This window comes from Achromobacter sp. 01N37, from assembly GCF_056399725.1.
Map to the genome: position 1 here is coordinate 670,936 of NZ_JBFTRX010000001.1, position 26,462 is coordinate 697,397.

Here is a 26,462-nt window from a genome sequence, read left to right on the forward strand (position 1 = left end):
CCGGGCTCAGCGCCGGCCCCCGGGGCAGGAGTGCGGTGGGATCAGCCGCAGCGGATGGCAGTCATGACATCTTTGTCATCCACGATCAGGTTCAGGCGGGTCGCGTTGTATTCCATGGTGACCAATTGGCCCGGGCGCAGGATGCGGGCGGTGGTGCTGCCGCTGCGCGAACGCAAATCTTCCATGACCGACTGGCTGGCTTTCTGGCCAATCTGCGATTGCAGCGCGCCCGCGTCGCAAGTCTTGCCGCCACCCATGCTGCTGCCGGGCATGTTCGACGACGACCCATACGAAGACCCGCCATACGTTGCGCCACCGGACGAATCGGACGAGGTGGAGGAGCTAGGGGAGCTGGAGGCTGCCGGTGCGCGGCTGGACGAAGACGACGTCCCGGTATTGGCGCACGCGCTTAGGGTGGCAACCAGAAGGAAGGGGATCAGCTTGCGGATCATGTAAAGCTCCTTACAACTACGCGACAAAAAAGCCATGATAGACCAGCCGTGGCGGGCTGTGATGGGGTGCGGCAGCAGCGTGGCAAAAAATGAAAACCCGCGTTGATCTGATGTCAAGGCGGGCCTGGTGTAAGGAAAGCGGGGGTGGGGCTGAGTCAGTTTGCGTCGGGCAAGATCGGATAAGGACGGAAGACCGTGGACGGCTGACGCGCGCGGGCTATCATTTCCGCCCAAATGCCCTGCGTGACCACCGGGATACCCTTCATGGAGACCTTGATCACCCGGCCTGGCTTCGCGGAGTTGTCTTCTGAGCCCGTTGCTTGGGTTGGGCGGCCTGTCTTATCGTAGCCAACCGTATTGGCGCATTTCAGCGTAGTTTGGTCATTCATATAAGCCTCCCTGGCGCGATTTGAGTGCTGATGTAGGGTACTAGCTTTTGCCAGGAGGCGCTATGAGGCGCCAGATCAAAAACCATAGGTCTTTGCGAACCCGCGCTGATCCACCAAGCCTCATCAATGGCCAACACGTCCTGCACTGTGGCGCATCCCGTTAACCGCATTTGCCCAGCGGTTTCACCGGTATGTAGCGGGGCATCGAACCCGAGTTTCGGCCAGAACCGATAGCCAATGTAGCGGGCGCTGTAGCCCAGGCCGCCCGCAGCCATCAGGGATATTCTGACAAGTCCGGACAGATAGGCCGTGATGGCGCAAAGCGCAAAAGCGAAGCGGCCCAGGTAAGGGGGCGCCAACGTGGCGCTCAAGTAGAAATGGTCGATGTGCAGCGCGTAAATGAGGCGACAGTTGGTGCCGGCGTCTGGTGCATACAGGCCAAGCTTGTTCTTGAACGGCGCCTGTATCAAACGGGGGTTGACCACGGTGTAGTAGAGGCCGGGTGGCGCATTATCCAGCCCCAATTTGTGCTCCGCCTGTTGATGCACGCGGCTGCCGTCGAAGACCGAAAATAAGCGGGCGAATTCCAAGGCTGAGATATTGCCGAAGGGCGTGGAGAAAGTGTCCTCGGGCAATAGCGCTACACCATCAAGGCGGATGTTCCGGCCGCTTAAATGCTTCAGCACGATCGGATGTTGAACCAAGGCCTGATGCAGGTCAGCCAAGTGCTCTTGATAGAAATGGATTCGCGATGGCGACATGAGTGGGTCCCCGGCAACGATGGTGAGTCGAGGCGCAAAGCATAGGCCGCGCGCGTCGGGGATTGCCGCGATGCGTGACACCCATGTCACGGGTACTGCCCGCAATTCACCGGTTCAACCTCATCCCACCCCTCAATGAAAATTCCGGCTTTGCGCCGCCAACCCGCCCAGCAGATCGGACATATCCACCAGCCGCTGGGCGATCAGGTGACGGACGCCGTCTACGCTTTGCCAGGCGCCGTAGACGCCCAGCAGCGTGGCCCCCAGCAGTTCGCGGCGCTGGCGTTCGATGAGCTCGGGGCGCACGACGACGTTGACGGGGCCGGTCTCGTCTTCCAGGGTGACGAAGATCACGCCCTTGGAGGTTTGCGGCCGTTGGCGCACGGTGACGATGCCGCAGGCGCGTGCCGAACGTTTGTTGGGATAGCGGTTCAGCACTTCTGCCGGCTGGAAATTGCGGGCGGTGAGTTGGGGGCGCAGCAGTGCGACGGGGTGGCGATGCAGGGTGAGGCCGACGCTGCGGTAGTCGGCGGCAACCGTCTGGCTTTCGGAGGGGGCTGACAAGCGGGGCGCCTGGGTTTCTTCGATGGCGGCGTCGCGCAGCAGGTCGCGGCTGTGTACGCTGGCGGCGGCTTCCCAGCTGGCCTGGCGCCGATGGCCGGCGAGCGTGCGCAGGGCGTCGCCGGCGGCCAGCGCATTCAGGTCATGGCGGTTGAGGCCGGCGCGGCGCGCCAGATCGCCCGTGTCGGTAAACGGGTCTTGGGCGCGCGCGGTTTCGATGCGCCGGACGGCGTCTTCCCGCATGCCCTGGATCAGGCTCAGGCCCAGCCGGACGGCGGGGCGGGTGTCGTCACGGGGCGGTGCGTGGGGGCGGGCGGGCCGTTGGGGGCCGGGGTGGTCAGGCGGCAAGGTTTCCAGGGCGGAATCCCAGCCGCTGACCGTGACGTCGGCGGGCAACACGCATACGCCGTGGCGGCGGGCGTCCTGCACCAGTTGCGCGGGGGCGTAAAAGCCCATGGGCTGGGAATTGAGCAGGGCGGCCAGAAAGGCTTCGGGTTCGTGGCGCTTCAACCAGGAACTGAAATAGGCCAGCAGGGCGAAGCTGGCCGCGTGGCTTTCGGGAAAGCCGTATTCGCCAAAGCCTTCCACCTGGCGAAACAGCGCTTCGGCAAAATCCAGCGTGTAGCCGTGCGCCAGCAGCCCGCCCACGAGTTTGACGCGGAATTTGTCCACGCCGCCTTTGCGTTTCCAGGCGGCCATGGAACGGCGCAACTGGTCGGCTTCGCCCGGCGTAAAGCCGGCGGCCACCACGGCAATCTGCATCACCTGTTCCTGGAAAATGGGCACGCCCATCGTCCGGCTGAGCACGCCGCGCACCTTTTCGCTGGGATAGGTTTCTTTTTCTTTGCCCTGGCGGCGGCGCAGATAGGGGTGGACCATGCCGCCCTGGATGGGGCCGGGCCGCACGATGGCGACTTGCACCACCAGGTCGTAGTATTTGCGCGGCCGCAGGCGGGGCAGCATCGTCATCTGCGCGCGCGATTCAATCTGGAACACGCCTACGGTGTCGGCGTCGCAGATCATGTCGTAGGTGGCGTCGTCGCCTTCCGGGATGTCTTGCAGCGCCAGCGGCTGGCCGCGGCGCTGGCCGGCCAGTTCCAGCGTGCGGCGCAGCGCCGACAGCATGCCCAGCGCCAGCACGTCCACCTTCAGCAGCTTCAGCGCGTCCAGGTCGTCCTTGTCCCATTGCACGACGCTGCGGTCTTGCATGGCGGCGTTTTCAATTGGCACCAGGCGCGACAGCTTCCCGCGTGAAATCACGAAGCCGCCCGGATGCTGCGACAAGTGGCGCGGAAAGCCCATCATCGTCTGCGCCAGCGACGCCCATTGCCGCGCCACCTGGGATTCCGGGTCCAGCCCGCAAGCGCCCAGCGTGCGCAGCATTTCCTTTTTGCCGTCCCACCATTGATGGGCGCGCGCCACGGCGTCGATGACGCCCAGGTCCACGCCCAGCGCGCGGCCGGTATCGCGCAGCACGCTGCGCGGGCGGTAGGAGATGACGACGGCGGTCAGAGCGGCGCGCTGCCGGCCGTATTTGCGGTAGATGTACTGGATGACTTCTTCGCGGCGCTGGTGCTCGAAGTCCACATCGATGTCGGGCGGTTCGTTGCGCTCCTTGCTGATGAAACGTTCGAACAGATTGTTGCCGCGGACCGGGTCGACCGCGGTGATGCCCAGGCAATAGCAGACGGCCGAGTTGGCGGCCGAGCCGCGCCCCTGGCACAGGATGCCGACGCTGCGCGCGTATTGGACGATGTCGTAGACAGTCAGGAAATAGGCTTCGTAGCGCAGGTCGGCGATCAGGTCGAGCTCTTTTTCGATCTGCTCGGACACGCTTTCCGGCACGCCGGCGGGAAAGCGGCGCGCGGCGCCCGCCAGGGTTTCCTGGCGCAGATAGGTGGCGGGCGTGTGGCCGCGCGGCACGATTTCGTCGGGGTATTCGTAGTGCAGCTCGTCCAGCGAAAACGCGCAGCGGCGCGCGATGACAAGGGTTTGCGCCAGCGCCTCGGGCGGGTAGAGGTTGGCCAGCCGCATGCGGGTGCGCAGATGCTGCTCGGCGTTGCCGGATAGTTCGTAGCCGCATTGGGACACGGGCCGATGGGTGCGGATGCCAGTCAGCGTGTCGTGCAGCGGTTTGCGCGACCGCACATGCATCTGCACCTGGCCCACCGCCACGATGGGCAGCTCGGCTTGCTGCGCGGCGTGTTCGATGGCGGCGCGGTGCTGGTCGTCGCGCGAGCGGTACAGCAGATTCAGCCCCACCCAGGCGCGGTTCGGAAAGACGCGCGCCAGCCAGCGCGCCTGTTCGGCCAGGCGGTCGGCGTCGGTGCCGTAGGCGGGCGTCAGGATGGCCAGGCATTCGGGCAGGTGGCGCAGATGCGCGCTGCCCTCGGGCGGATCGGTGAAGTCATCTGGCTCCAGCCGGTATTCGCCTTTGGGCGCGCGGGTGCGGGCCAGCGTGATGAGCTCCGACAGGTTGCCGTAGCCCTCGCGCGTTTGCGCCAGCAGGGTCAGCCCGAGCGGCGCGGCGTCGGGGGCGGCGCGCAGCTGGAAGGTGGCGCCGATGATGAGCGGCAACTTCTGGGTCTTGGCTTCCATGTGGGCGCGCACGACGCCCGCCAGCGAACATTCGTCGGTCAGCGCCAGCGCGGCGTAGCCCAGTTCGGCGGCGCGTGCGGCCAGTTCTTCGGGGTGGGACGCGCCTTGCAGAAAGGAAAAGTTCGACTGGCATTGCAGCTCGGCGTAGCCGGGCAGCGTCGCCAACAGGTCGGACGGGTCAAGCGCGTCGTAGGAATCGTCGTCCATGCCGGCGGCCTCAGGCGTACAGCCCGTGCAGGAACCAGCGCGCGTGCTCCGCGTCGCGTTCGCGGTAGATCCAGTAGCGCGCGGCGGCGGCGTCTTCGGCGACGAAATAGTCGCGCACGGTCAGGGCCGGGTCCCACCAGCCGCTTTCGATGCGTTCGGGGCCGCGCATCAGGCGCAGCGCCTGGCCGCCGTATTGCGGGCGATGGCCCGACAGCTTCAAGGGCAGCGGCGTTTCCAGCAGCCAGAACGGGCGGTCAAGCAAGGGGGGCAGGGGTTCGGGCGGGCGGGGCGCGGCCAGCGCGTCGCCCCAGGAATTCGCGGCTTCGGGGCGGTGGTCGGGGGTAGGTTGCGCGTGGCGGACCTGATCGCGGCCCAGCCGGGCCACCAGCAAGTCTAGCAGCCGGGCATGGTCGGCCGCCGTGCCGCCGGGCTCGGGAAACAGGGTGGTGCTGGCGGCCGGCTGCTCAACGGTGTCGGGCGCCAGCAGCGATACCGCGATGACGGGCGCTTCCAGAGTGAAGTGGTTCAGCTTTTCGCGCAGCAGATGCAGCAGTTGCGGGGCCTGCCATACCGGTTGCGCCAGCGCCAGTTCCAGTTCGGTGGGCGGGCGGGCGTGGCGGCCGCGTTCGTGTTCCATGCTGAGCACCACGCGGCGCACGGCCAGTTGGCGCGCGGTCAGCCAGCCGCCCAGTTGTTCGGCCAGCCGGCGCGCCACCGCCAGCACGGCGTCGGTGTGCTCGACATAGTCCATGAGTTCGATGCGCCGCGAGAACTGGTTGGGCGGTTCGATCCAGCGATAGAGCTCGGGTTTCTGGCCGTAGGCGGCGTCCAGCGCTTGCAGCAGTTCGGGCGTGCTGCGCCGTTGCAGGCCGGCGCGCGGCAAGGCGCGCAAGTCGGCCAGCGTGTGGCAGCCGATGTCGTCCAGCCAGTCGCGGCGGGCCAGCGCCTGCGGCAGCAGCGCCAGCGGCAGGGCGTCGAGCCGGCGCGTCAGCGTGGGTAGCGTCAAGGTGCGGCGGGGCATGCGGCGGCCCGGGCGGTGCGCCAGCAGCCAGGCGCCCGTGGCGGTGGGCGCCATGCCCAGCGACACGCGCAAATCCAGCGCGCGCAGGGTGGCGCGGATGCGCTGGCTGAGCGCGCGCGGTCCGCCAAAGAACATCAGGCTGGCGCCGACATTCAGGAGCACGGTGTCGTCGTCGCCCAGGGCGATTTCGGGGGTGTATTGCAGCAGGGCCAGCGCCGCGCCGTGGAGCGCATCGGCTTCAGTTTGCGGCTGGCGCGGCAGCAAGTCGACCTGGGGGGCGATGGCGGCTGCGCCGGCGCGGCGCATGCCCGCCTTGACGCCGGCCTGGCGGGCGGCGGGGGTAAGGGCGGCAACGCGTTCCTGGTCCAGAACGGCGAATGCCAGACCCTCATGCGGCCAGTGCGGGCGTAGTGCGTCCAGCGGCAGGCAGCGCAGGTAGGCGGCGATCCAGAGGCGCATGGCGGGGGGAAGAAGGCGTAAGCGCGCCGGGTTCCAGGCCCACGTATAGCGGCGTGTCGCAGACAGGCCCCCGGCGCTTCAGAATATGGACAGACAAGCCGCCCGGCGCGGGCGCAAGCGCCAGCCGCAATGGGGCGGGGGTGGCGTTCTGCGCGGCGTTGGCCGGGCGGACGGCAATAAAGAGCAGGTCGCTAGCCTGCGCCGCAAGATGCAGGCGGCGTAAGGATTCGGGGCGCACATGCGGCAGCCAGCAGATCAGCGCGCCGCAACTGCCATTTTTCAGAATCTGTTCGGCGGCCCACAAGGTATCGACGGGCTTTTTCGGCGCGACCCACAGCAACTGCCGGGGGTCCAGCCGCCAGCTCATCCAGCTGGCGATGTGGGGGGCATGCGGGGGCTGCACCAGGGCGATGGGACGGCGCGTTTCCAATTGGGCCAGCGCGGGGCGCAGCAGGCGGATTTCACCGATACCGGGGTGCGGGGTCAGCAATTCAACCAGCGCGCCCAGCGGCCAGCCCCCGTCCGGCAGCTCGGCGGAAAGCGGAGCGTGCCCGGTGGGCAGGGTGCGGGCGGCGCCTTTAGCCAACTGGGTGGCGCGCCACAACGCGGGGTGGATGCGTTCGGGGGACTGCATGGCGGGTGGGGCCCGGTATCGGGCTTGAGGCTTATAGGGTGAATTTACACTGTATAAATATACAGTATTTCGACCCCGCCGGCATCCGCCATGTCTGCGTCACGTTGGACAGCGTCACATTCGATTTACGCGCCGCCGTAAAACCGCATGTCCTGGTACTTGACCCAGCGCGACCGCCTCACCACGCGATGCCCGATCCACAGCGCCAGGAACAGCGGAATGGCCAGATAGGTCGACACCACGCCGATCCAGTCGATCCGGTCTTGCAAGAAGGCCTGATAGTTCTGGCCCAAGGTCACGATCAGGCACAGCACAAACGCCAGCACCGGGCCAAACGGGAACAGGCCGGCCTTGTAGGGCAGGTCATCCGGGTTGAAGCCATGCTTCACATAGCCCTGGCGGAACCGGTAGTGGCTGATCGCAATGCTCAGCCAGACGATGAATTCCGTCATGCCCGCAAAATTCAGCAACCAGATGTAGACCGCCTTCGGGCTGTACACCACGCTGAACAGGCACAGGCAGGCCAGCGCGGTGGTCGCCAGCAGCGCGTACAGCGGCACGCCATTGGCGGTCAGGCGTTTGAAGATGGCCGGCGCCTGGCCTTCGGCCGCCATGTTGAACAGCATCCGCGTGGCGGCGTACATGCCCGAATTGCCGGCCGACAGCACGGAGGTCAGGATCACGGCGTTCATCACGGTGGCGGCCGACAGCAGCCCCGCGTGCTGGAACACCAGCGTGAAGGGGCTGACGGCAATGTCTTCCACTTCGTTGCGCAGCAATTGCGGGTCGGTATAGGGCAGCAGCAGGCCGATGATCAGAATGGCCAGCACGTAAAACAGCAGAATGCGCCAGAACACGTTGTTGATCGCGCGCGGCACGTTGCGGCGCGGGTTCTCGGATTCGCCCGCGGCGACGCCCACCAGTTCGGTGCCCTGGAAGGAATAGGCCACCACCATCGCCACGCCGACCCACGTTGCCGCGTTGCCCACGAACGGCGCGTCGCCCACCTTCCAATTGGCCAGGCCCACTTCATTGCCGCTATGGATGATGCCCACCAGCATGCCCAGCCCGACCGCAATGAAGCACAGCACGGCCACCACCTTGATGATGGCGAACCAGTATTCGGCTTCGCCAAAGCTGCGCGCCGAAAATGCGTTCAGCCCGAAGGTCAGTGCCAGAAAGGCCACGCTCCATATCCATCCTGGCGTGTCCGGCAGCCAGTACGCCATGACCAGTTGGGCGGCCACCACATCCACGGCAACCACCGTGGCCCAGCTGATCCAGAAGTTCCAGCCCAGCGCAAACCCAAATCCCGGGTCCACGTAGCGCGACGCATAGGTGCAAAAGGAACCGGACACGGGCATGAAGGTGGCCAGCTCGCCCAGGCTGGTCATGATGAAGTAGACCATCAGGCCAATCACCAGATACACGAGCAGGGCGCCACCGGGGCCTGCCTGGGCAATTGCCGCGCCAGAGGCGACGAACAGGCCGGTGCCGATGGCCCCGCCCAGCGCTATCATCGTGAGGTGGCGCGCCTTGAGCACGCGGTGCAGCTGGTTCTGGCTCGCCGGCGTGGCGCCCGAGTCGGTGGTGGGTGTGTGCATTGCAGGGGTAAAAGAAGGCCGTTGCGGCGGCAGTCTGGCTTGCAGCTTGCCCGTCCGCATTAAGGCGCGCATTTTACAATGCGGTAATCAAGGCGTAGCCGGACGGTGCTACGCTAGCACGGAGCAGTTTTCATGGCATCTTCCCGCTCATTGGAATTCCTTCCCGAACCTGGCGTCGACGTACGCCAGTTGTTCATCCTGCTGCACGGTGTGGGCGGTTCGCCCGATAACCTTCGGCCATTGGCTGAGGCCGTGCGCGCAGCGTTTCCGGCGGCGGCCGTGCTGGCACCCGAAGGCTTCGAGCCCTTTGATGGCGGCGGCTCGGGGCGGCAATGGTTCTCGGTGCGCGGCGTGACGGAAGACAATCGCGCCGAACGCGTGGCGCAAGCCATGCCGCCCCTGGAAGCCTATGTACGCGAGGCGCAGGCGCGCTTCAGCCTGTTGCAGTCCGACACCGCGCTGGCCGGCTTTTCGCAGGGCGCCATCATGGCGCTGGAATTGGTGCAGGCGCACGACGGCATGGCCGGGCGCGTCATCGCGTTTTCGGGCCGCTACGCACAGCTGCCCAAGGCCGCGCCGCAATACACCACCCTGCATCTGTTGCACGGCGCCGATGATCCGGTAATGAGCGTGGCCCACATCCAGGCCGCTCAGGCCCGCTTGGAAGAGCTGCATGGCGATTCCACCATCGACATCGCCAGCCACGTCGGCCACGAACTGCATCCCGCGTTGATCCAGCGCGCCATCGTGCGCTTGCAGACCTGCGTGCCGTTGCGCGCCTGGGAAGCGGCGCTGGGGCTGAACCAGACGCCGCCGGACGGCACCACGGTGCATTGATGGCGGCCCAGGCCCCGTTGCCGCACGCTGCGGATTCGGTGGGCGGCGCGCAAAGCATTTTCCGCGTGTTGCGCATCCTGAAATATGTGGGCGCGGCGCCCGCGCGTGGGGTGGGGCTGACCGACGTCGTGCGCGACATTGGTCTGACGCCACCCACCGCGCACCGTATGTTGGCCGCGCTGTTGCAAGAAGGGTTTTTGTCGCTGAACCCCAAGCTAAAAACCTACAGCCTGGGGCGCGAGTCCTACATTCTCGGCCTGGCCGCGGAAGGGCGGCACGGCATCAAGGCCATCGCCGAATCCGCCGTGCTGCGCCTGGCGCAGTCCACCGGCGACACCAGTTTCCTGTCGGTTAGATCCGGCCATGAAGCCGTCTGCGTCGACCGCAAGACGGGCGACTTTCCCATCAAGATCCTGACGCTGGAAGTGGGGCATCGCCGGCCGCTGGGGGTGGGGGCGGGCAGCCTGGCGCTGCTGGCTTTTTTACCCAATGACGATATTGAACGGGTGCTGGCGCGTTACGACGCCACGGTGGCGCCTGATCTGCCGTCCACCGACATGCTGCGCGACGACATCGCCGCCGCGCGCAAGAACGGCTATGCGCTCAACCCCGGCCGCATCATTCCCGACATGCTCGGCGTGGGCGTTCCGGTGCTGGACCGCGAGCAGCGCGTGGTGGCGGCGCTGAGTGTGGCGGCGATACGCTCGCGTCTGTCGGGCGCCCGCTTGCAGGACGTGGTGGCCGCGTTGCAACGGGCGGCGGCTGAGCTATCGGCCGATCTGGCGCCCCGGGTTTGATGCCGCTGCCTTGACGCCGCTGCCTTGAAGCCGCTGCCTTGAAGCCGGCGCCTTGACGCTGGTGCCTTGAAGCCCATGCCATGGGGCTAGCGCCCGCGGGCTAGCGTCCGGCGCAGGCCTTGCCCCCGTCCACCGGCAGGCAGACGCCGGTGATGTACTTGGCTTCATCGCTGGCCAGGAACAGCGCCGCGTGCGCCACGTCCCACGCATCGCCCATCCGTCCCATGGGGCTGGCGGCGTTGCGCCGGCGGCGCATCTCATCCACGTCTTCAAACTGCCCGGCGATCTGCGCATAGATCAGCGGCGTATCGATCACGCCCGGCAGCACGGCGTTGACGCGGATGTTGTTGGGCGCATACCGCACGGCCAGCGAGCGGGTCAGGTGGTTCAGCCCCGCCTTGGCCGCGTAGTACGACGTGTACGGATACGTGTTCACCTGAATCGACGCCAGCGATGAGATGTTTACGATGCTGCCGCCGCCTTGCGCCACCATTGCGGGCAGCACGTGCTTGCACGTCAGGAACACGCCGGTCAGGTTGGTGTCCAGCACGCGGTGCCAGCTTTCCTCGCTGGCCTCGATGGGGTCTCCCATTTCTGTGATGCCGACATTGTTGTGCAGCACGTCGATGCGTCCGGCCGTGGCCAGCACCGCCGAGACCGCCGCCAGAATCTGCGCGGAATCGGTCACGTCGGCTGTCAGCGCCACGCAGCGGCCGCCCTCGGCGTCGATGACGCGGCGGGTCTCTTCGGCGGCGTCTGCGCGCACGTCCACCGCGAACACCCACGCGCCTTCCCGTGCATACAGGGCGGCTGCCGCCTTGCCGTTGCCCCAGCCGGGGCCTGACGAGCCGGCGCCGAACACCAGCGCCACTTTATCCTTCAAGCGCTGGCCCATGTCATTCCGCCGAAATGTGCGCGAAGTCGGCCACCTTTTTCCACTTGGCCACATCGTCACGAATCATCGCGGCAAACGCGTCGGGTTTATCGGCGACGACATACGCGCCCACTCCGGCGTACTTGGCCTGCACATCGGGATCGGCCAAGGCCTTGCGCGATGCGTCGTTCAGCTTGGCAAGAATGTCTTTCGGCAGGCCGGCCGGCGCCAGCAGGCCGTTCCACATTTCAGCGTCGTAGTCGGGCAGGCCCACTTCGGCGAACGTGGGTACATCCGGCAATTGCGGCAGGCGCGCCTTGGCCGCCACCACGATTGGGCGCACGCTGCCTGACTGGATGTGCGCCATCGATGAGGCCGCCGTGTCCCACAAAATAGGCACCTGGCCCGCGATGACATCGTTGAGCGCCGGGCCGGTGCCGCGGTACGGCACATGCATCATGTCCAGCCCGGACAGCGATTTGTAGTATTCCATCGCCATATGGGTGGCGCCGCCGTTGCCGGACGAGGCATACGAATACTTGCCTGGCGCGCCTTTGATCAGCGTCACGAACGACGCGTAATCCTTGGCGGGAAAGTTCTTGTTCACGACGATCACGCCAGGCACGCGAATGATCTGCGTGACGGGTGTGAAGTCCTTGATGGCGTCATAGGGCAGATTTTTGTACACGGCGGGGTTCGTGCCATTGGTGCTGGACGTGCCCAGCAGCAGCGTGTAGCCGTCCGGCGCGGCGGAGGCGACCGCACGCGAGCCTACCGTGCCGCCCGCGCCGCCCCGGTTTTCAACCACGACGGTTTGGCCGATCTGCTTGCCCAGCGCTTCGGCAAAGATGCGCCCCACCACGTCCGACGTGCCGCCAGGCGGGAAGGGCACGATCAGCCGAATCGGCCGGTCGGGGTAGCTGCTTTGCGCCCCGGCCGCGCCAGTGAGCGTCATGGCCAGCGTTGCGGCTGCCAGCGTCATCCAGGTTTTTGCTTTCATGATGGGTTGTCTCCTCGCTTCGATATTGTGGTGTGCGTTGCCGCTTTGTTGTTATGTCCCGGGTCAGGCGATGCGGTCGCCCGGCTTGATCTTGGCCGCCCGGCTGTCCACGCCCGGCAGCATGTGCGCGGGGTCGCGCGTGACCACCACGTCCAGAATGGTCGGCCGGTCTTTGCAGGCGAAGGCCTGGGCCAGCGCGGCGGGGATGTCGGCCGGGTCTTCCACGCGGATGCCCTGGCAGCCCAGCGCGCGCGCCACGTTGGCGTAATTGGTTTCCACAAGGTCGGACGATTGGTAGCTGCCGCTGCCGTACATCAGATGTTGCAGCGCCTTGATGTAGCCCGACGCGGCGTTGTTGACGACCACCAGCGTAAACGCCAGCCCCATGCGCACGGCCGTTTCCAGCTCGCCCAACGACATATTGCAGCCGCCGTCGCCCGTCAGGCTGACGACTTGCCGCCCCGGCGCGGCGGCCGCGGCGCCGATGGCGCCCGGGATGCCATAGCCGATTGACGCAAATCCGCGGTCCGGCACAAAGCCGCGTCCCGCGCGCTTGGTGTCGAACAGCAGGCCGCCCCAGTGCGCGGCGAAGCCGCCGTCGGCCACCAGAATGCCGTCTTCCGGCAGCGCGGCGTTGATCTCATGCATCAGGCGCGCCATGCCAATGGGGCTGTCGGCCGACGTCAGCTTGCCGTTCACGGATTCGCGCCACGTGTGCATGGCCTGGCCCACTTCATCCACGTAGTCCTGGCGGCCTTGCGCGGACGCGGGTTGGGCGGCCAGGCGTTCGCCCAGTTCTTCCAGCGTGGCTCGCACGTCGCCCCACAAGCGCAAGGCGGGCGTGGTGGTGCGATCGAACTCTTCGGCCACGATGTCCAAATGAATGATGGGCGTGCCCGCCGACAGCAGGTCGTAGCGGCGCGTGGCCACTTCGCCCAGCTTGCAGCCCACGACAAACAGGCAATCGGCCTTGGCGATCAGGTCGTTGGCGATGCGGCTGTAGCGGCCGAACAGGCCGGCGTTCAGCGGATCGTTGCAGGCGACTGCGCCTTTGCCGCTCATCGTGTGCGCCACGGGGATGTTGAATTGCCGGGCGAAGGCTTGCACGGTGTTGGCCGCGTCGCTGATGTGTACGCCGCCGCCGCACAGCATCAGCGGGCGGGCGGCGCCAGCCAGCATGCTGGCGGCCTGCGCCAGATCGTCGGCGGCAGGGCGGCAGCGCAGGGCGGGGGCGCGGCGGTAGTTGGCGCTGGAAAAAAAGGCGTCGGCATCAAAGGCGTGAACCTCGTGCGCAATGTCTTCCGGCACATCCAGCACCACCGGACCCGGCCGGCCGCTGGTGGCCACCGCGAACGCGCGGCGCACCAGTTCCGGGATGCGCTCGATTTTTTCCACGCGCAGCACGTCTTTCACCACCGGCCGCAGCACCTCGAGCTGGCGCGCTTCCTGCGTCATGTTCTTCCACGAATGCATCCGGTGCGAATCGCCTACCAGCGCCACCATCGCCGTGCCGGCGTTATAGGCTTCGGCCAGCCCGGTGACCAGATTGGTCGCGCCGGGGCCAAGGGTTGCGTCGCAGACACCGGGGCGGCCGCTGACCTTGGTGTAGGCATCGGCGGCGAACACGGCGCAGCGCTCGTCGTTGATCAGGTTGTGGTTCAGCTTCAGGCGCCGCACGGCGTCGTAGAACGGCAGCAGCTGAAAGCCGCCCATGCCGAACATCAAGCCCACGTCGTGCGCGGCGAACATGCGTGCAATGGCTTCGCCGCCCGTGATTTCCAGTTTTTCCGACATGCGGGTAATGCTCCTAGTAAGTGCCGCGCCCGTTCAGCAGGGCGTCGATAAAAGTTTTCAGCGGCGTGCCAACGCGGCAGCCCCATTCGCGGGCGCGTGCGTTCGCGCAGGAAATCACGCCTTCCTGGTAGCACGAGCGGGCATCGCCGATGCGCGCGCTGTAGGCCGACACGGTCAGCGCTGCGATGCCGCGCTGTTGCAGCAGCGGCAGCCGGCCGATGCCGGCGCTGTCTTTGCCGATACCGGCGTCGTTGAAGGTCACAAGACGCGGTGCGGCTTTCACGCCGTCGGTGTGCAGGCCCGCCAGCCGCTCGCCATGCGAGGCCGTGACCACGATGCGTCCGTCGTCGGCGGCATCCACCAGCGATACGGAGTCGGCGCCAATGACCAGCGGCGTGCCATCGGCAGCGGCTTTGAAAATGGAGCGGGATTCTTGCTGCGTGGCGGGCCGGGCCTGGCCGGCAGGCGCTTGGCCCAGCGCCAGGGCGGCGTCGGCGACGGCCATACCCGTGCGGCAGCCCAGCGCTTGCGCCAGGGCATTGGCGTGGCTGATGACCCCGTGGCGTGCCATGTCGGCGCCGTCGCCGATGCGGCAACTGCGGTAGTCGGCCGTGGCGGCGGGTACGCCCCATTGCTGTAAATCTGCCAAGCCCGCAATGCCGGCCTGTTCCCAGCCCACCCCGGCGTCATTCAGGATGACGGCGAGTACGTTGCCGCGTGCCGCGCAATAGGCCGCGTAGCGGCCGCCGTGCGACCCCGCGATCACAACGCGGCCCGCATCGTCGGGCGTCAGTTTGGTGATGCTGTCGAGGACGCGCGCACCCGCCGCCCCTGATAGGTATTCCATATTATGGATTTGTCTCATTGCCTGAACCGCTCTGGCGCAATGTGCTGCGCCACGCGGTTCATTGATAGTTATAAAAATCAGCGATGAGACAATTCTACGGGCGGCCATTTCCCGCGGGCAATGTCATATCCATATTATGGAAACGACATTGCCGGCCTGCGGCTTACTTTTCCCAGCCGCCACCCAGCGCCAGGAAGACGGCGATCTGGTCGCTGCTGAGTTCCGCCTGCGAGGCGGCCAGCGCGCTTTCGTTGGTGGCCAGGGTGCGCTCGGCGTCCAGCACGGTCAGGTAGTCGGTCTTGCCGTACTGGAACAATTGGCGCGCTTGCGAAGCGGCTTCGGCGCTTTGGTCGCGGGCGGCGCGCAACGACGCATTGCGGTCCAGCTGGCGGGCGTAGACGACCAGCGCGCTTTCCGTTTCGCGCAAGGCGTTCAGCACCGTGGCGTCAAAACGCGCCACCGCGGCCTTGGTGTTGGCTTCGGCTTCCGCGATGCGGGCCTGCACCGCGCCGGTGTTCGGCAGCGTCCACGAGATCAGCGGGCCCACGCTCCAGCCGAACGTGCCGCGGTCGCCAAACATCGAAGCGGGGCCGCCCGATGCGCCGGACAAGCCCAGCGTGATCTTCGGATAGAGGTCCGCCGTGGCCACGCCGATGCGTGCCGTGCTGGCGGCCAGCGTGCGTTCGGCCTGACGGATGTCGGGACGGCGGCGCAGCAGCGACGCGCCATCGCCCACGGGGATGGTGTCGGTCAGGCGCGGCGCGGCGGCGCATTGCAGCAGCGATGCGGGAATTTCGTTGGGCGTCTGGCCCGTCAGTGCGGCCAGGCGATACAAGGCGGTGCGTTGCTGCGCCTGGAAGGGCGGCAGGTTGGCTTGCAGTTGTTCAAGCTGGCTGCGGGCGCGGGTCACATCCAAGGTGGTGCCACGGCCTGCGCGTTGCAGGCGGCTGACGGCATCCAGCGATTCCTTTTGCACCTGCACCGAGTGCTGCGCCGACGCCAACTGCATGCCGGCCGCGCACATGTTGGCGTAGGCGCGCGCGGTCTCGGCGGCGACCGTCACACGCGTGGCGTCGTAGGCGGCTTGCGCGGCCTGCGCGTCGCCGCTGGCGGCTTCGATGGCGCGGCGAATTTGCCCGAACAGGTCCAGCTGGTACGACACGCTGGCGCCCGCCGAGTACGACCAGCGGCTGGGGGGATCAATGCCCGGTTGCAGCTCTTGCAAGCCCGACACATGGCCAAACGTGGGCGACGCGTTCACGCCGATGGTCGGCTGCTGCTGTGCCTGCGATTCCTGCACGGCGGCCTGCGCACGTTCCAGGTTGGCGCTGGCCACACGCAAGTCCGTATTCGCCGACAACGCTTTTTCAACCAGGCCGTCCAGCACCGGGTCGTTATACAAACGCCACCAGTGGCCCGACACCGCCTGCTGCTGGAACACGCCCGCCTGCGCTTCCAGGAACGCACCCTGGGCCGCCTGTCGCTGGACGACCGACCCGGCCGGCACCTGGTAATCAGGGCCCACGGTGGTGCATCCGGCCAGCGCAAGGGCCAGCATCAGCGGCAGAAGGTGTTTGGTGTTCATGGCAGGTACGGCTTGGCGTTGATAAGAGGGTTGAAAAATAGATCGTCAGAAATCAGGTTGCGGAAAAACAGGCGATCAGGCCGGCGGAGGCGTGTCGGGCGCCGCGCGTTGCGAGGGGCTCTGGGTCGTGGCCGGAGTGGTGCCAGGAGAGGTGTCTTGCTGGGCCGCCTGCACAGGCTTCGGGTCGACCGACACCGTCGCCGTCTGGCCCGCCACCAGGCGCACGCCCTCTGGCACGTCGTCGATCTTTACGCGCACCGGAATGCGCTGCGCCAGGCGCACCCAGTTGAACGTCGGGTTCACGTTGGGCAGCAGGTTGGCGCCCGTGCTGCGGTCGCGGTCGGCGATGCCCATGGCGATGCTTTCCACGTGGCCGCGGATGTGGCGCGAGTCGCCCATCAAGGTCACGGTGACGGGGTCGCCTTCATGAATGCCGGGCAGCTTGGTTTCTTCGAAATAGCCTTCGACATAGAACGACCCGGCGTCTACCAGCGCCATCACGCCGTGTCCTGCGGTGGCGTACGAGCCCGCGCGCAAGTCCAGGTTGGTGATGCGGCCATCGCTTGCGGCCAGCACGCGGCTGCGTTCCAGGTTCAGGCGGGCAGTGTTCAACTGCACTTCGGCCTGAGCCAGCGCGGCTTCGGTCTGCTGCACCTTGGTCTGGCTTTGTTCAACGGCTTCGGCGGCCACCAACTGGCCCAGCGAACGGTTGCGCTTGGCGTCGCGCAGCGCCTGGTCGTGCGCCACTTGCTGCGAACGCACGGAGGCTTGCGCCTGATCGAACGCCAGCTGGAAGCGGGCACGGTCGATTTCAAACAGCAGGTCGCCGGCTTTGACGTCCTGGTTGTCGTGTACGGGCACGGCGGTCACCAGGCCGGACACGTCGGGCGCCACCTGGACCACATAGGCTTTGACGCGGCCGTCGCGCGTCCAGGGTTCAACTTCGTAGTGCACCCAGAGCTGCCAGCCGGCGTAAGCGGCGGCGGCGACGACAACCGCCGTCACCGCGAACTTGCCGATAGCAGCAGGGCGAAGAGCATTGGGGAGTTTCATACCTATCTCTGGAGAAAATAAGGGGAAATCAGGGAGACGCCATACAGCAGCACCACAAACAGCGCCAGATCAAACAGCGCGGGGTGCCACACCAGGCGGTACAGGCCGGCGCGCGCGAGCACGCGGCGCAGCGCCCAGGCCACGCCAAGCGTGACCACGCCCAGCACCAGCAGCCAAGGGAAGTAAATACCGTAGAGATTGAATTCGCCGATCATGATGCGTGGCCCTCCATGGCGGGATGGGCGGGTTGGTAGTCGGGCGCGTCGGGGAAGAAGGCGCGGCGGATGCCCACCAGGGCCACCACGGCGCGGTCTCGCGCGGCCAGGCCTTGCGGGGTGGCGGCAACGCTGGACAAGGCGCGGTCGATCTGCGCCAGGAACTCCGGCGTTTTTTCGCCGATGCGCCACGATGAACGTGCGCGGAAAAACTGCGCCAGGCTATTGAGCACCGGCTGTATCGTGGGCTCGGCGATCGGCAGATGGCGGCGCGCGCGTTGCAGCTCGGTGATGTCGCGGCCCACACGCAGGTCTTTCAGCGCGTCGGCGGCAACCAGATCATCGGGGCGCTGGGCCAGCGCCAGGCGCGGCTGCAACAGGCCGATGCGGTCCAGCATCCGCGCGGTGTAGGTGTGGCGGGAAGGCGCGCGCGGCGAGCTGGCCAAGGTCGCCAGTTCCTTCCAGTTGGCGGCCTGGATGCGGCGGGCGCTCCAGTCGGCGCTGACCGTGCGGAAGATGGCGGCGATGATGGCGGCCGTGGCCACGCCCATGCACTGCGCGACTTGCGTGTCGATGAACGAGACGACGTCGGCAGTGTTGGTGTCTTGCAGCGCCATCGTGCCCAGAAAGCCGAACAGCATCGCCATGGCCTTGCCGGCGCTGGCGGGGCGGGCGATGAAAATACCCAGCACGAAGGCGGTCGGCAGCATCGCTAGCGCCAGCATTTCAAACGAATGGATGGCGGGCATGATGCCCAGCAGATACAGCGCCGACAGCGGAATCGAATACACCGTGTAGGTCAGGAACTGCATGATGCCCGGCACGGGATTGTCTTGCGACGCGAAGAAGCAGCTGAAGATGGCGGCCATCAGCGCGGCAGTCGCGCCGTTGCTCCAGGCCGTGCCGATCCAGAACGCGCAGCACACTGAAATGGCCACACCCGCGGCCAGGGCCGACAACAGCGCCATGCCGTGGTCGCGGTGCAGCGCGGCGTTCGGGTCGCGGTTGGAACGCTGCGTGCGCATGGGCGCCCGCAGCGGCGCGCCTTCCAGCCCGGCGCGAATCTCGCGGCGCAGCGCCAGGCATTCGTCATAGGTGTCGATCAACTCGCGCAGCCGCGTCATCAGGCTGGCCAAGAGCGCGTCGCGCCATGTGGAATGGCTGTCGATGGCGGGTGTCAGGCGGGTGACGGCCGCGCGCAATTGCACGGCGGTTTCGTGCGAGGCCTGGGCGCCGGCATTGATCCATTCCGAGATGTCGTTCAGCAGCGTAGACACGGGTTCCGGCAGCGGCTGATCGTTCGCTTGCAAGGCGCGCAGCCGGTCTTCCACGGCCGAGACGGCGGGCGTCAACGCCGAAATCTGGTCCTGCATGGCGCGCACCGCGCCGGACGTCCAGCGCAGGTTGCTAGTGTCAAACGGCACGTGGGTGGACAAGAGACGCAGCTGCGTGATGTCGTTGGCCAGCACGCGGCGGTCGCGGTCGCGCTGTTCGGCGTTCTGCCCGCTAAGCGTGTCGTGCATCCAGTTGCGCGCATCGCGCACGGCCTTGTCCAGTTGCAGCGTCAACGCGGGCGCCAGGCCACGCGGCAGCACAATGCTGTGGACGAGCGTGGCGCAGACGATGCCCAGGCTGATCTCTTCCACGCGGGCTAGTGCGGTGTCGAACACCAGGGAAGGGTCCGTCACGCTGGGAAAGCCGATCATCGCGGCGGTGTAGCCGGCCAGCATGAACAGGTACGAGCGCGGCGTGCGGTCCAGCACCGACATGTACAGGCAGGCGCCTACCCACAACACCATGGCGCCCGTCATGATGACGGGCGAATTCGACAGCCGCGGCACCATGTACACGGTGGCGGCCGAACCGAAGAAGGTGCCGACGAGTCGGTACAGCGCTTTGGAGCGCACGGCGCCCGACCAGGGCTGGGCCACGACATAGGCGGTGGTCATCGCCCAGAACGGACGCGGCAAACCCATGCTGTAGGCCAGATAAAGCGCCATGATGGCGCTTAGGTAGCTCTTCAGCGAAAAGATGGTTTCGCGGACGTTCGGCAATTTCACGATTGATTGTCCTGTTGATGGCCGCCTGCGGTGCCGCGCCCCAGGGACACTTTCAGCGCATCGAAGACGCGCAGGCACGCTTCCAGGTCGGCTTCGCTGACGCCGCTGAACAGGCGGCGGCGCAATTCCACCAGCACGTCTTCGACCTGCGCGCGCAGCGCATGGCCGGCTTGCGTCAGGTGCAACGTCTTGGCGCGGCGGTCGTGCGCGTCTTCGCGGCGTTCCATCAGGCCGGCGGCCACCAGCTGATCCAGCACACGAACCAGGGACGGGCCTTCGACGCCCAGCGCCTCGGCCAGCGCGCCTTGGCGCACGCCGTCGCCCAGGCGGCCAGCCAGGATGACGGGCCAGGCCGTCGCTTGCGACAGGCCGTAGTCGACCAGCGCTTTATCAGCGGCGCCACGATAGGCGCGGGACAGCACCATCAGATTTGCGGTGGTGGCCATGAGTTGGGAGTCGGAAGGCGTGTTCATGGAGATAGATTGTATCCTATCTATTAGCTTACTAATAATTGAAAATGGCGAATATCCCCATTGATTTTTTCAATTGGCTAGATAGGAGGGGGTCTTTCCATAGGTGGAAAAACGGGGCCGGTGCGGCCCTGCCGGGCGGCGCTGACGGCCAGCGCACCAGGGGGAATGCGCGCAACAGATGGGGCCAGAACCCCCTGGCCAGAAACCGGCCACGTCATTGCGCGCAATCCTTCAACTACCCGTTGCAATCCGCCCAGCAGTTGGGCGTTTCATACAGACGCACGCGCGACAGGCGCAAGTCGGCGCCGTAGTGGCCGTGATAGTGCGGGGCCAGCGTGTCGAACACGATCTTGGCCAGGTTTTCGGCCGTGGGAATACGGTCCAGCACCACGGTCTTGTGGCCGGGCAGGGTGTCCAAAAAGCCGCGCACGGCGGCGTCGCCTTCAAACACCAGGAACGCGTGATCCCAGACGTCCACGATGTGGGTCTTGGCGATGTGCTTGATTTCGGAGAAGTCCATCAACATGCCGTTGTCGGATTCGCCGGGGGCTTGCACGATGTCACCCGTCAGGGTGATTTCCAGCACATAGCGGTGGCCATGCAGGTTGCGGCACTGGCTGCGGTGATCGGGAATGCGGTGGCCGGCGTCGAATTCCAGCCTGCGGGTCACGGAAATCATTGCGTGCTCCGCCGCGCGTTCGGGTAAATCATGGAATGCCTATGTATTTGTGAGTCTGCAAACTGAGCCGCCATTGCGGGTGCTGCATACAGTATTGAACGGCTTGCTCGGTGTTCTTCACGCGCGTGGGGCCGTCCATGGGTTGCAGGAAAAAGTGCTCGAAATCCAGATGCGTAAAGGCTTCGGGCAGGGCATTGAGCTGCGGGTAGACCAGCTTCAGCTCGTTGCCGCGTTCAATGACAAGCGGCGCGGTGCCTTTGGGACTGACGCAGATCCAGTCGATGCCCTCGGGCGGCTTGACGGTGCCATTGGTTTCAATGGCCACGGTGAAGCCGCGCGCATGGACGGCGGCCAGCAGCGCGTCGTCCAGTTGCAGCAGCGGTTCGCCGCCCGTGAAGACCACGTAGCGGTCTTCCGTACCTGGGCCCCAGGATGCGGCGATGGCGTCGGCCAGCAGCTCGGCGGTGGTGAATTTGCCACCACCTTCGCCGTCGGTGCCGATGAAGTCGGTGTCACAGAACGTGCAGGCGGCGCTGGCGCGGTCGCTTTCGCGGCCGGTCCAGAGGTTACAGCCCGCAAACCGGCAAAACACCGCCGCGCGGCCCGCATGGGCGCCTTCGCCTTGCAGGGTCTTGAATATTTCTTTGGCGGAGTAGGTCATAGGGGGGAGTAATGGCGTGGTGCAGAGCCGGACGCCGTAAGTTCACGCAAAAGCGGATTAAAGCAAAAGCGGATTATTTTACTTGGTATAGACTCGCGCCCATGTTTCATGTTCAAGATTCCCTGTATATCGACGAGCGCGACCTGACGTTCTCCATGATCCGCGCCCAGGGCGCGGGCGGGCAAAACGTCAACAAGGTGTCCAGCGCCGTGCACCTGCGTTTTGACGTGCGCGCCTCCAGCCTGCCGCCCGAGGTCCAGGACGCGCTGTGCGCCGTCAGCGACCACCGCATCTCTAAAGAGGGCGTCATCGTCATCAAGTCGCAGTCGTTTCGCAGCCAGGAAAAAAACCGGGCCGAAGCCATTGAGCGCCTGATCGGCATGGTGCGGGCGGCGATTCAGGTCGACAAACCGCGCCGCGCCACCAAACCGACCCGTTCTTCCCAGCGCCGCCGGGTGCAGCGCAAGGTCCAGCACGGCGAGGTAAAACGGCTGCGTGGCCGGGTGCAGGGGGACTGATCTCTCCCGTGTTGCAAAGCAAAAACCCCAATTCGCACAGGGGCATGACTATATATCGAGCATTCACGATATATGATTCGATAAATTGCGATATACCAATATGACCGCATCCTCTTCACCGACCGATCAGACCGGCAACCTGCCGGGCATTGACGCCGACGCCATCCTCAAGGCGCTGGCCAATCCCGTGCGGCGCGACATTCTCGCGTGGCTGAAGACACCGCAGGCGTACTTCGAAGAGCGCCCCGGCCACACCTTTGAACATGGGGTGTGCGCGGGCCACATCGATGACCGCTGCGGCTTGTCACAGTCCACCGTGTCATCGCACCTGGCCGTCTTGCAGCGTGCAAGCCTGATCACGTCGACGAAGGTGGGGCAGTGGGTATTTTTCCGTCGCAATGAACCCGTGATTGCCGCGTTTTTGCGGCAATTGAATCAGGATATGTAGTCAGCCGCAGGCCCCTGGCCGCGGCCCCAGCGCCCCGTGATCCGGGACGGAAGGATTTTGCATGAGCTCCCTGTTTGACCCCCTGCGCGTCGGCGACCTTACGCTGCGCAACCGCATCATCATGGCCCCGCTGACCCGTCAGCGCGCAAGCGAAGGCCGCGTACCCAACGACTTGATGCTGGAGTACTACACCCAGCGCGCCGACGCCGGCCTGATTCTGACCGAAGCCACCTCCGTGACCCCGCAGGGCGTGGGCTATGCCGATTCCCCGGGCCTGTGGTCGACCGAGCAAGTGAAGGGCTGGCGCAAGATCACCGCCGCCGTGCACGACAAGGGCGGTTTGATTGCTGCGCAGCTCTGGCACGTGGGCCGCATTTCCGACCCGATCTTCCTGAATGGCGAACTGCCCGTTGCGCCCAGCGCGATTGCGGCCGGCGGCCACGTCAGCCATGTGCGCCCCAAGCGCGCCTACGTCACCCCGCGTGCGCTGGAAACGGCCGAAGTGGCGGGCGTGCTCGAAGCCTATCGCCATGGCGCGAAGATGGCGCAGGAAGCCGGTTTTGACGGCGTTGAAGTGCATGCCGCCAACGGCTATCTGCTGGACCAGTTCCTGCAAGACAGCACCAACCATCGCACCGACCAGTACGGCGGTTCCCTGGAAAACCGCGCCCGTCTGCTGCTGGAAGTGGTGGATGCGTGCGTGGAAATCTGGGGCGCGGGCCGTGTGGGCGTGCATCTGTCGCCGCGCGCCGATGCGCACACGATGGGTGATTCGGATCTGGCCGGCACGTTTACCTACGTGGCTACCGAACTGGGCAAGCGCGGGATCGCATTCATCTGCGCCCGCGAACACGAAGGCGAAGATAGCCTGGGCCCGAAGCTGAAGGCCGCGTTTGGCGGCGTGTACATCGCCAACGAAGGGTTCACGCGTGAATCCGCCGAAGCCGCCATCGACGCCGGCCGTGCCGATGCCGTGGCGTTTGGCGTGCAATACATCGCCAACCCGGACCTGGTGCGCCGCTTTGAATTGAACGCGCCGCTGAACACGCCGGATTCGTCCACGTTCTACGCGCAAGGCGCCGTGGGTTACACGGACTATCCGGCGCTGCCCTGAAGCGCCAACGAGCGCCAACGCCGGCCGCTTCGGGGGACGTCGGGCCTCCTCGGGCCGCTTAGCGGCACTTGGGCCGCGTTAGCCCGTGCCGGTTCGGCCCTAGAACACCGCGCGCATCGGGTACGTAAACAAGCCGAAGTGCGCGGCGTTCAAGCCCAGGTGCGCCAGCACGGCGGCGGCAAGTCCGCCGTATCGATACGCCACGCCGTAGGCCACGCCCGCGCAACTGGCCAGCAACATCCACTGCCAGCCGCCCGCGTAATGCGCCAGTCCGAATAGCACGGCGGCAATCGCCAGCGCCGCCCAGCCGCCCCAGGCATGGCGGCGCCAGCACATCGACAACTGCTGCTGCACATAGCCGCGAAACAGCGCCTCTTCGGCCAGCGTGACCAGCAATGCGTTGTTGACGAGCCAGATCCAGGCAGGTTCAGGCCACTTGGGCGCCCAGCCCACCACGTTCAACGCCAACCCCAATCCCAAACACACCAGCACCGCGCCCGCCAGCACGGCGGCGGCGAGGGTTGCGCGCCCTGATGCGCCTGCCATCGGCGGGGCCAGCGCCAGCATCACCCAGAACGCGACCAGCGGTTTGTCCAGGTTCAGGTACATGCCGAACGGCACCGCGTCCGGGCTTAGCGGCGCGGGGGCGATGACCTGCGGGTTGTGGAACCCCGGCAGCCCATGCAGGAACAGCGCCGCAGCCAGCAGCAGAAACAACACATGCCCGGCCGCGCGGGCCGCGTCAGGTGCCGCCGGCCGGACGCACACGGCCGCCAGCAGCAACAGCGCTGGCGCCATCAGCGCCACCGGGTCGATCACTCCATCCGCCAACGCCCACCCCCACGCCACCGCCAACGGCGCCAGCGCCCAGCGGCGCGTGGCAGGCGGCCAGAGCAGGGCGGCGGAAAGAAACAGCGCAGACCAGGGGCTAAGCAAGGGCATGGAAGGCAAGCATGCGAAGGCAAAGCGCAGAGTTTACGTGCAGGCTTTTCATTTCGCCGCTTTCAGGCGACCATGCCGCAGCGGCGGCGCAGGCCCGCCATGTATCCGGCGGACCCGATTGTTCGCCAGCACCGGGAGTCAAAATGAAAATGATCGCGTGGTTGATGTTGGCGGCGGCAATTCTGCCGTTCGTGTCGGCGCTGCTTGCCAAGGCGGGCGGCAACAAGTACGACAACAACGATCCGCGGGCGTGGCTGGCCCGTCAGCAAGGCTGGCGTGCGCGGGCCAACGCGGCGCAGGTCAACACCTTCGAGGCGCTGCCGTTCTTCTACGCCGCCGTGTTGTTCGCGCTGTACAACCAGGCGCCGCCTGCGCATGTTGCCACCTTGATGGCGTGCTGGCTGGGTGTACGGCTGGGCTACATCGCCATGTACCTGGCGGGCTGGGGCGCGCTGCGCTCGCTGGTCTGGGCGGTCAGCGTGGGTTTCGTGATCGCCATCCTGTTTTCGGGCGTCTGACGCACCAGCGCTTTTGCTACGCGGCGGGGGCGGTGCCCCTCGCCGACGTGCGTGCTCTTATTTCCACTCGCTTATTTCCACTCAAACGTCGCGCGGGCGGTGCCGGTGTTCTGTACCGTCACCGCCCGTTCCTGCGTCTTGCCTTCATAGGTGGCTGAAATCTTGTAAGCGCCTGCCGGCAGCTTGACCAGCATGTACGGGCCTTCGGACGTGGCCTTCAAGACTTCCTTGCCCTGCGCGTCATGAATGGCGACGCCGACGCTGGCCACATAGTCCGCCTTGCCGTCGCGTTGCGCGGCGAAGGTGAGCGCCAGCGGATAGTCCTTGGCGGCCGCCTTCATGGCTTCCGATTCGTCAATGCCGATGCCGCCGCTTACGTACTGCACCGTGCCCTGATGTTTGACGGGCGGCAACGCCGCTTGCGCGGTCGACAAGACGCCAGCCAGTGCGATGCTGCCCACCGCCATCATGGCGGCCAAGGTACAGCGTTCAATGCGTTTGTTCATAAGGGTCTCCTGATAAGGACCTGAGGATTTCGACTGGCATGCCGCCCGGGAGTTCGCGCTTGCCCAGCATATCGCCGCGTTATGCGGCCTGCCAATCAAAGGTCAGCCGGCTTTCCCCGCTGACCGTGCCGTCAGGCGCAAAGCCCCTTTCATCCAGCTGTCCGGCGCCGCCTTCATGGAGCGCCAAGACGCTGGAGCTGCGAGTGCCATAGTCGGGGCTGACGATAAACGGGCTGCTCAATAGTTTTTCGCGATCTCGCGGCAGACCCGTGGCGGGCATGTCTTCATCGTCTGCGGCTTGGCGGTCGGCCAATGCGTCGAACAGCGCAGGCAGATCGGGCTGGGGTGACTGCGCCAACACGGCCGTGAACGCCGCCTTGGTGCGGGCCAGCTTGGGCCACGGCGTGTCCAGCAAGTGGTTGGACAGCGCATAGATACCGGGTTCAAGCGCGCGCGGGCCACCATTGCGATTACTCAAATACCAGGCTTCGCGCGTGTCGCCCACGATCAGGTTGAAGCCGTTGTACGCCTGATCAACAGCGTGCGTGCTCGCCAGGTAATCGGCAGGCGAGGCCGTGCCGCGCAAAAAATCTTCAACCAGCGCGCCACGCGACGGCGCCGGGTTCAGGTGTTTGCCGGGCTCGCGGAAATTGGTCACCAGCGCAAAACGCCCCGACGTGGTCACGCCCATCCAGGTGCCGCCTGCCAAGCCGTCGCGGCCCGCGTAGATGGCCGGCGCGTCATCCCATTGCGCGGCGGGGCGCGTGGGACGCGCGTGAAATTCATCGCGGTTGGCGGCGATCAAGACGGGGATGCCCGGCAAGGCATGCAGGGCCAATACGGCAAGACACATGG

The 26,462-nt window shown here is 66.0% G+C and carries 27 protein-coding genes; 6 read left to right on the forward strand and 21 right to left on the reverse strand.

All coding sequences use genetic code 11. The annotated features are described in order from the left end of the window. Positions 1 to 41: 41 nt before the first annotated feature. From AC1DSJ_RS02915 to AC1DSJ_RS02945, 7 genes are all read right to left on the reverse strand, one after another. Complete coding sequence (locus AC1DSJ_RS02915; RefSeq protein ID WP_441370979.1) at positions 42 to 452, reverse strand: I78 family peptidase inhibitor; 411 nt, start codon at positions 450 to 452, stop codon at positions 42 to 44. Positions 453 to 607: 155 nt separating this feature from the next. After that, the gene (locus AC1DSJ_RS02920) at positions 608 to 841 is read right to left on the reverse strand and encodes a hypothetical protein (RefSeq protein WP_441370980.1); all 234 of its coding nucleotides are present in this window, start codon (positions 839 to 841) and stop codon (positions 608 to 610) included. Next, on the reverse strand, positions 838 to 1,602 hold the full coding sequence (locus tag AC1DSJ_RS02925; RefSeq protein ID WP_441370981.1) for a hypothetical protein: 765 nt from the start codon (positions 1,600 to 1,602) through the stop codon (positions 838 to 840). Before AC1DSJ_RS02925 ends, AC1DSJ_RS02920 begins: the two co-directional genes overlap by 4 nt. Before the next feature lie 132 nt (positions 1,603 to 1,734). Then, entirely contained in the window at positions 1,735 to 4,968 is a 3,234-nt protein-coding gene (locus AC1DSJ_RS02930) for an error-prone DNA polymerase (protein ID WP_441370982.1), read from the reverse strand. A 10-nt stretch (positions 4,969 to 4,978) separates the two neighbouring features. Continuing rightward, complete coding sequence (locus AC1DSJ_RS02935) at positions 4,979 to 6,448, reverse strand: Y-family DNA polymerase (protein WP_054421611.1); 1,470 nt, start codon at positions 6,446 to 6,448, stop codon at positions 4,979 to 4,981. Further along, positions 6,378 to 7,082: a translesion DNA synthesis-associated protein ImuA gene (gene imuA / locus AC1DSJ_RS02940; RefSeq protein ID WP_054421614.1), complete on the reverse strand. Its 705-nt coding sequence runs from the start codon at positions 7,080 to 7,082 to the stop codon at positions 6,378 to 6,380. The genes AC1DSJ_RS02935 and imuA overlap by 71 nt, the downstream gene beginning before the upstream one ends. Positions 7,083 to 7,207: 125 nt before the next feature. Beyond that, entirely contained in the window at positions 7,208 to 8,686 is a 1,479-nt protein-coding gene (locus AC1DSJ_RS02945) for an amino acid permease (RefSeq protein ID WP_054421616.1), read from the reverse strand. Between the two features lie 132 nt (positions 8,687 to 8,818). Here AC1DSJ_RS02945 and ypfH point away from each other — a divergent pair, with 132 nt between their 5' ends. After that, a complete protein-coding gene (gene ypfH, locus AC1DSJ_RS02950; protein ID WP_054421618.1) occupies positions 8,819 to 9,523 on the forward strand; it encodes an esterase in 705 nt (234 codons plus the stop codon). After that, entirely contained in the window at positions 9,523 to 10,320 is a 798-nt protein-coding gene (locus AC1DSJ_RS02955; RefSeq protein ID WP_054421622.1) for an IclR family transcriptional regulator, read from the forward strand. The genes ypfH and AC1DSJ_RS02955 overlap by 1 nt, the downstream gene beginning before the upstream one ends. A 100-nt stretch (positions 10,321 to 10,420) precedes the next feature. Here the strand turns inward: AC1DSJ_RS02955 and AC1DSJ_RS02960 are convergent, their stop codons facing one another. From AC1DSJ_RS02960 to queE, 11 genes are all read right to left on the reverse strand, one after another. Further along, a complete protein-coding gene (locus AC1DSJ_RS02960; protein ID WP_441370983.1) occupies positions 10,421 to 11,215 on the reverse strand; it encodes an SDR family NAD(P)-dependent oxidoreductase in 795 nt (264 codons plus the stop codon). Position 11,216: 1 nt separating this feature from the next. Next, positions 11,217 to 12,194: a Bug family tripartite tricarboxylate transporter substrate binding protein gene (locus AC1DSJ_RS02965; protein ID WP_054421627.1), complete on the reverse strand. Its 978-nt coding sequence runs from the start codon at positions 12,192 to 12,194 to the stop codon at positions 11,217 to 11,219. A 63-nt stretch (positions 12,195 to 12,257) separates the two neighbouring features. Next, positions 12,258 to 13,988 carry a thiamine pyrophosphate-binding protein gene (locus tag AC1DSJ_RS02970; RefSeq protein ID WP_054421630.1) on the reverse strand — a complete coding sequence of 577 codons (1,731 nt, stop codon included), beginning with the start codon at positions 13,986 to 13,988 and terminating at the stop codon, positions 12,258 to 12,260. A 13-nt stretch (positions 13,989 to 14,001) separates the two neighbouring features. Beyond that, positions 14,002 to 14,835, reverse strand: coding sequence for a hypothetical protein (locus AC1DSJ_RS02975; RefSeq protein WP_441370984.1), 834 nt, complete (start codon positions 14,833 to 14,835; stop codon positions 14,002 to 14,004). Positions 14,836 to 14,998: 163 nt separating this feature from the next. Next, the gene (locus AC1DSJ_RS02980) at positions 14,999 to 16,420 is read right to left on the reverse strand and encodes an efflux transporter outer membrane subunit (protein ID WP_342066002.1); all 1,422 of its coding nucleotides are present in this window, start codon (positions 16,418 to 16,420) and stop codon (positions 14,999 to 15,001) included. 75 nt (positions 16,421 to 16,495) lie between these two features. Then, complete coding sequence (locus AC1DSJ_RS02985) at positions 16,496 to 17,473, reverse strand: efflux RND transporter periplasmic adaptor subunit (RefSeq protein WP_346550086.1); 978 nt, start codon at positions 17,471 to 17,473, stop codon at positions 16,496 to 16,498. A 2-nt stretch (positions 17,474 to 17,475) separates the two neighbouring features. Then, on the reverse strand, positions 17,476 to 17,688 hold the full coding sequence (locus AC1DSJ_RS02990; RefSeq protein WP_054421638.1) for a DUF1656 domain-containing protein: 213 nt from the start codon (positions 17,686 to 17,688) through the stop codon (positions 17,476 to 17,478). Continuing rightward, positions 17,685 to 19,748 (reverse strand): FUSC family protein, encoded by a 2,064-nt coding sequence (locus tag AC1DSJ_RS02995; protein WP_346550084.1) that lies wholly within the window; start codon positions 19,746 to 19,748, stop codon positions 17,685 to 17,687. Before AC1DSJ_RS02995 ends, AC1DSJ_RS02990 begins: the two co-directional genes overlap by 4 nt. After that, positions 19,745 to 20,221 carry a MarR family winged helix-turn-helix transcriptional regulator gene (locus tag AC1DSJ_RS03000; RefSeq protein ID WP_054421643.1) on the reverse strand — a complete coding sequence of 159 codons (477 nt, stop codon included), beginning with the start codon at positions 20,219 to 20,221 and terminating at the stop codon, positions 19,745 to 19,747. Before AC1DSJ_RS03000 ends, AC1DSJ_RS02995 begins: the two co-directional genes overlap by 4 nt. A 235-nt stretch (positions 20,222 to 20,456) precedes the next feature. After that, complete coding sequence (gene queD, locus AC1DSJ_RS03005; RefSeq protein ID WP_054421646.1) at positions 20,457 to 20,900, reverse strand: 6-carboxytetrahydropterin synthase QueD; 444 nt, start codon at positions 20,898 to 20,900, stop codon at positions 20,457 to 20,459. A gap of 28 nt (positions 20,901 to 20,928) precedes the next feature. Further along, a complete protein-coding gene (gene queE, locus AC1DSJ_RS03010) occupies positions 20,929 to 21,561 on the reverse strand; it encodes a 7-carboxy-7-deazaguanine synthase (protein WP_175169072.1) in 633 nt (210 codons plus the stop codon). Positions 21,562 to 21,662: 101 nt separating this feature from the next. Here queE and arfB point away from each other — a divergent pair, with 101 nt between their 5' ends. The 3 genes from arfB (at position 21,663) to AC1DSJ_RS03025 (ending at position 23,641) form a co-directional block, all read left to right on the forward strand. Next, complete coding sequence (gene arfB, locus AC1DSJ_RS03015; protein ID WP_054421652.1) at positions 21,663 to 22,079, forward strand: alternative ribosome rescue aminoacyl-tRNA hydrolase ArfB; 417 nt, start codon at positions 21,663 to 21,665, stop codon at positions 22,077 to 22,079. A 100-nt stretch (positions 22,080 to 22,179) separates the two neighbouring features. Next, on the forward strand, positions 22,180 to 22,527 hold the full coding sequence (locus AC1DSJ_RS03020; RefSeq protein ID WP_054421655.1) for an ArsR/SmtB family transcription factor: 348 nt from the start codon (positions 22,180 to 22,182) through the stop codon (positions 22,525 to 22,527). A gap of 61 nt (positions 22,528 to 22,588) precedes the next feature. Continuing rightward, a complete protein-coding gene (locus AC1DSJ_RS03025; protein WP_054421657.1) occupies positions 22,589 to 23,641 on the forward strand; it encodes an alkene reductase in 1,053 nt (350 codons plus the stop codon). A gap of 99 nt (positions 23,642 to 23,740) precedes the next feature. Here AC1DSJ_RS03025 and AC1DSJ_RS03030 read toward each other — a convergent pair whose 3' ends face one another. Then, positions 23,741 to 24,583 (reverse strand): CPBP family intramembrane glutamic endopeptidase, encoded by an 843-nt coding sequence (locus tag AC1DSJ_RS03030; RefSeq protein WP_441370985.1) that lies wholly within the window; start codon positions 24,581 to 24,583, stop codon positions 23,741 to 23,743. Between the two features lie 143 nt (positions 24,584 to 24,726). Here AC1DSJ_RS03030 and AC1DSJ_RS03035 point away from each other — a divergent pair, with 143 nt between their 5' ends. Then, positions 24,727 to 25,101: an MAPEG family protein gene (locus AC1DSJ_RS03035; protein ID WP_175169069.1), complete on the forward strand. Its 375-nt coding sequence runs from the start codon at positions 24,727 to 24,729 to the stop codon at positions 25,099 to 25,101. Positions 25,102 to 25,172: 71 nt separating this feature from the next. On the opposite strand, the gene AC1DSJ_RS03040 is transcribed toward AC1DSJ_RS03035, so the two are convergent. Both AC1DSJ_RS03040 and AC1DSJ_RS03045 read right to left on the reverse strand, forming a co-directional pair. Further along, complete coding sequence (locus tag AC1DSJ_RS03040; protein WP_054421665.1) at positions 25,173 to 25,607, reverse strand: flagellar hook assembly protein FlgD; 435 nt, start codon at positions 25,605 to 25,607, stop codon at positions 25,173 to 25,175. 79 nt (positions 25,608 to 25,686) lie between these two features. Beyond that, the gene (locus AC1DSJ_RS03045) at positions 25,687 to 26,460 is read right to left on the reverse strand and encodes an NRDE family protein (protein ID WP_441370986.1); all 774 of its coding nucleotides are present in this window, start codon (positions 26,458 to 26,460) and stop codon (positions 25,687 to 25,689) included. Positions 26,461 to 26,462: the final 2 nt, after the last annotated feature.

Bases quoted from the DNA above. Each gene is read 5' to 3' on its own strand.
- AC1DSJ_RS03020 (WP_054421655.1), top strand. From the start codon at position 22,180: ATGACCGCATCCTCTTCACCGACCGATCAGACCGGCAACCTGCCGGGC.
- AC1DSJ_RS02975 (WP_441370984.1), bottom strand. From the start codon at position 14,835: ATGGAATACCTATCAGGGGCGGCGGGTGCGCGCGTCCTCGACAGCATC.
- AC1DSJ_RS03040 (WP_054421665.1), bottom strand. From the start codon at position 25,607: ATGAACAAACGCATTGAACGCTGTACCTTGGCCGCCATGATGGCGGTG.
- AC1DSJ_RS02935 (WP_054421611.1), bottom strand. From the start codon at position 6,448: ATGCGCCTCTGGATCGCCGCCTACCTGCGCTGCCTGCCGCTGGACGCA.
- AC1DSJ_RS03045 (WP_441370986.1), bottom strand. From the start codon at position 26,460: ATGTGTCTTGCCGTATTGGCCCTGCATGCCTTGCCGGGCATCCCCGTC.
- AC1DSJ_RS02985 (WP_346550086.1), bottom strand. From the start codon at position 17,473: ATGAAACTCCCCAATGCTCTTCGCCCTGCTGCTATCGGCAAGTTCGCG.
- AC1DSJ_RS02990 (WP_054421638.1), bottom strand. From the start codon at position 17,688: ATGATCGGCGAATTCAATCTCTACGGTATTTACTTCCCTTGGCTGCTG.
- AC1DSJ_RS02920 (WP_441370980.1), bottom strand. From the start codon at position 841: ATGAATGACCAAACTACGCTGAAATGCGCCAATACGGTTGGCTACGAT.
- AC1DSJ_RS02960 (WP_441370983.1), bottom strand. From the start codon at position 11,215: ATGGGCCAGCGCTTGAAGGATAAAGTGGCGCTGGTGTTCGGCGCCGGC.
- AC1DSJ_RS03030 (WP_441370985.1), bottom strand. From the start codon at position 24,583: ATGCCCTTGCTTAGCCCCTGGTCTGCGCTGTTTCTTTCCGCCGCCCTG.
- queE (WP_175169072.1), bottom strand. From the start codon at position 21,561: ATGACCTACTCCGCCAAAGAAATATTCAAGACCCTGCAAGGCGAAGGC.
- AC1DSJ_RS03025 (WP_054421657.1), top strand. From the start codon at position 22,589: ATGAGCTCCCTGTTTGACCCCCTGCGCGTCGGCGACCTTACGCTGCGC.
- arfB (WP_054421652.1), top strand. From the start codon at position 21,663: ATGTTTCATGTTCAAGATTCCCTGTATATCGACGAGCGCGACCTGACG.
- AC1DSJ_RS02945 (WP_054421616.1), bottom strand. From the start codon at position 8,686: ATGCACACACCCACCACCGACTCGGGCGCCACGCCGGCGAGCCAGAAC.
- AC1DSJ_RS02915 (WP_441370979.1), bottom strand. From the start codon at position 452: ATGATCCGCAAGCTGATCCCCTTCCTTCTGGTTGCCACCCTAAGCGCG.
- AC1DSJ_RS02930 (WP_441370982.1), bottom strand. From the start codon at position 4,968: ATGGACGACGATTCCTACGACGCGCTTGACCCGTCCGACCTGTTGGCG.
- imuA (WP_054421614.1), bottom strand. From the start codon at position 7,082: ATGCAGTCCCCCGAACGCATCCACCCCGCGTTGTGGCGCGCCACCCAG.
- AC1DSJ_RS02925 (WP_441370981.1), bottom strand. From the start codon at position 1,602: ATGTCGCCATCGCGAATCCATTTCTATCAAGAGCACTTGGCTGACCTG.
- AC1DSJ_RS02965 (WP_054421627.1), bottom strand. From the start codon at position 12,194: ATGAAAGCAAAAACCTGGATGACGCTGGCAGCCGCAACGCTGGCCATG.
- AC1DSJ_RS02955 (WP_054421622.1), top strand. From the start codon at position 9,523: ATGGCGGCCCAGGCCCCGTTGCCGCACGCTGCGGATTCGGTGGGCGGC.
- ypfH (WP_054421618.1), top strand. From the start codon at position 8,819: ATGGCATCTTCCCGCTCATTGGAATTCCTTCCCGAACCTGGCGTCGAC.
- AC1DSJ_RS02970 (WP_054421630.1), bottom strand. From the start codon at position 13,988: ATGTCGGAAAAACTGGAAATCACGGGCGGCGAAGCCATTGCACGCATG.
- AC1DSJ_RS03035 (WP_175169069.1), top strand. From the start codon at position 24,727: ATGAAAATGATCGCGTGGTTGATGTTGGCGGCGGCAATTCTGCCGTTC.
- queD (WP_054421646.1), bottom strand. From the start codon at position 20,900: ATGATTTCCGTGACCCGCAGGCTGGAATTCGACGCCGGCCACCGCATT.
- AC1DSJ_RS02980 (WP_342066002.1), bottom strand. From the start codon at position 16,420: ATGAACACCAAACACCTTCTGCCGCTGATGCTGGCCCTTGCGCTGGCC.
- AC1DSJ_RS03000 (WP_054421643.1), bottom strand. From the start codon at position 20,221: ATGAACACGCCTTCCGACTCCCAACTCATGGCCACCACCGCAAATCTG.